The 2,837-nt window shown below is 34.5% G+C and carries 3 protein-coding genes; all 3 read left to right on the plus strand.

Features of this window, described 5'->3' with window-relative positions:
- The first annotated feature begins 167 nt into the window (after positions 1 to 167).
- The 3 genes from BW139_RS17995 (at position 168) to BW139_RS18005 (ending at position 2,713) form a co-directional block, all read left to right on the plus strand.
- Positions 168 to 578: a TraR/DksA C4-type zinc finger protein gene (locus tag BW139_RS17995; RefSeq protein ID WP_016899346.1), complete on the plus strand. Its 411-nt coding sequence runs from the start codon at positions 168 to 170 to the stop codon at positions 576 to 578.
- A gap of 332 nt (positions 579 to 910) precedes the next feature.
- On the plus strand, positions 911 to 2,221 hold the full coding sequence (locus BW139_RS18000; protein ID WP_076920568.1) for a hypothetical protein: 1,311 nt from the start codon (positions 911 to 913) through the stop codon (positions 2,219 to 2,221).
- Between the two features lie 9 nt (positions 2,222 to 2,230).
- Positions 2,231 to 2,713 (plus strand): hypothetical protein, encoded by a 483-nt coding sequence (locus BW139_RS18005; protein ID WP_076920569.1) that lies wholly within the window; start codon positions 2,231 to 2,233, stop codon positions 2,711 to 2,713.
- Positions 2,714 to 2,837 lie beyond the last annotated feature (124 nt).

The raw sequence follows: 2,837 nt of genomic DNA on the forward strand, positions 1-2,837 counted from the left end.
AGCAAAAGCTGCTGCCACTGTGCGCTTGTTCTGTAAGTTTTCATCACCTGCTCCGAATTTATCATTGAGCAGGTATTTTTAGATAATCAGAACATCGATGCTAGGTGTGGTTCGCTAGACGCTTACAGTTTAAATACCTTTTTGATGTTTAGTATAGGATATAAGGAATGCATGAATTTTTAAAAACAGACCAATTAGGGCATATAATAAACCAAGTTAATGATGAAATTTCTATGCTTAAGAATGCTCTGAATGAACCAATAAATAAGAATGTTGAAAGCAATGTACTTGCAGATATTTTAGATCGAGCGGCACTAGAAGAAGAGCGTAAGCAACAATACATTTCACGTTATAGAAAAGGTCTGCAGCTGAAGGCATTGCAACGAGTTAAATTTAGGCTTCAAAAAGAACCTGGCGAATACGGGTATTGTGAAACATGCGGTATTGAAATTCAGTTTAAAAGATTAGTAACAGTGCCAACGGCAGAAAACTGCTGTGATTGCCAATCTATAATTGAAGTTCAAAATAGATATAAGTGTCGGAGGACAATAATTATGAAACTCGACAATAAATACTAAAACCATGACAATAAAGTTCGAAACTTTTCGATGCTATTTGTCGCAGTCTGCCTTTTGTTCTAACAAGCTTTTGCCCCGAAACGTGTTAAAGCAATTACTCTATAGGTCGGCTTTGAGCGAGAAGCAGTCATTGAAAAATTTGAATTTATTCCCGCTTTTTTGAGTAGTCTAATTTTCCCAATAACATAATTCACAGTCATATGAATCATTTGTTTACAAAGGTAATTATTGGTGAAATTATTTAGGCATATAATATACGCCGCTTTATGTGTTATGAACCGCCAAATTGTTGTTAATAAGACATTAACTGCGCTCGGAGTCAAGGAAGCTTTGTGAAGAATTTCGAATTAGAATCTATTTCAGAAAAAATACACTTTGGTAGAACAAAAGAGTATTTTAATGAAGTTTTAACGTCTTATCAAAACCAATGTTATCGCTCTTCAGTCGTTATGCTTTGGTCAGTAGTAATTTGTGATTTAGTTTATAAACTACAAAATTTGGTTGATCAATATGGTGATACGGTTGCTTCCAATATATTAAAAGATATAAAGAAAATTCAAACGGATGATCCAAAATCTCCAAATTGGGAGCTAAAACTCCTTGACGAGGTTTACGACAGAACCGATTTTATAGATAGCTCAGAATATGAAAACCTAAGATACCTACAAAAACAAAGACACCTATCAGCCCACCCAGTTTTAAGACAAAACTTGGAACTTTACAAACCAAATAAAGAAACTGTTAGGTCGCTTATCAGAAATGCGTTAGAAGGTATCTTGATAAAACCTCCATTTTATACTCAAAAGGTCGTAGCTGAATTTCTTGAGGACTTAGATGAGGCTAAGACGGCAATAAACTCATTCCCTAAGTTAAAACGATATATCTCAAGTCGGTATTTAGACCGTATATCTAAAGACGTCGAAATGGTTATTTTCAAGACAATTTGGAAATTTGCATTTAAGTTATCGGATGATAAGTGTAAAGAAAATAGGCAAGTTAACCTATGGGTTGTCCGTGCAATTACCGAGAGACATTCTGCGCGTGTTATTGAAGAAATCAAAGGCAATAATGATGCGTATAGTAATATAGCTGCTGTAGGGGAGCCTATGGGGTTCTTAATGTTCTACTTGGCATATTACCCAGAAGCATACGTGTGCTTGAGTGAAGACGCAAAACTCAAGATTAAGCATGCAAGGGACTCTAGTATATTAGGTAAAATATACGGTTGGTTCATCGATGGGGATTTAGGAGCACATTTTGATTTTCTTTGTTCTTGGTTTGCAAGTGATGAATATCCTACAATTTTAGATCAACAATGGGAACACATTTTAGAGTTATCGGATTCAGATGAATGGGAGGAGTCATTTTCTAAACTGATAGCTGTCTATTACTGCTCAAGTCGTAGTTTCGATACCGCAGATAAAGTCTTTGGCCAGTTAGTTTTACCGTACTTAAAATTTTTCACAAAAAATTCTGCTGTATTCATGCTTGAAAACATTGAAACTAATAATCAAGTTTGGGATAGAAACCGTGCAGCACTTGATCACCCTAAACTAAAAGACAAATTTGATAAATTACTTGGAGAAAAATTTGATTATAAAAAATATCCAAGGTTTTTTAGTAACCTTCCTGCTACGGACTAGAGGCGCATAATGAGATTTATTCTATCGATTAATAAAATAATTAATGTTTTGTTTTTAATTTTCTTATCTGTGATTCTATTAAATGATTTATGGTTTCACAAATTACCTGAGTTATTCGATGGTGGAGAAAGACTGCTTAATTCCGTTTATAACCTGGCAATGGGCTATTTAGTAAGTTATGTGTTTTACCTCATTGTTGTCAGATATAAAGAATATAAAGATGAAGTGCATATTAATTCTGTAATTCTTCCATTAGTAAATGAAGTGATTAAAAGTAATGAGTTGATAAATGAGTGCCTTAGAGATACTGATAAGTCTGAAACGTTAAACTTAAGCGACATAGAGTCATTAAAAAAATTTCTTAAACAAAACAAACTCAATGATAATATTCCCCGTGCAACAGGCACATTTTTATATACTCCAGCAACTTGGGCCGATTTCCTCGAGGGGCAGAAGCAACTTTCTCGTAAAAACATACAAAGGGCTTTTTGAATCGCCCCGTGTTTGCCAGAGACTCAATAACTTGAGAAACTGGAACTATGAAAAAATCAAATCGCTATACATCAGAATTTCGTGAACGTGCAATTAGGCTTGTTACCACACAACAGCATGAATA

The organism is Pseudoalteromonas sp. SK18, from assembly GCF_001974855.1.
Taxonomy (GTDB): domain Bacteria; phylum Pseudomonadota; class Gammaproteobacteria; order Enterobacterales; family Alteromonadaceae; genus Pseudoalteromonas.

What these genes read in the sequence shown, in the direction of transcription:
- BW139_RS17995 (WP_016899346.1), top strand. Translation starts at nt 168, where the DNA reads ATGCATGAATTTTTAAAAACAGACCAATTAGGGCATATAATAAACCAA.
- BW139_RS18005 (WP_076920569.1), top strand. Translation starts at nt 2,231, where the DNA reads ATGAGATTTATTCTATCGATTAATAAAATAATTAATGTTTTGTTTTTA.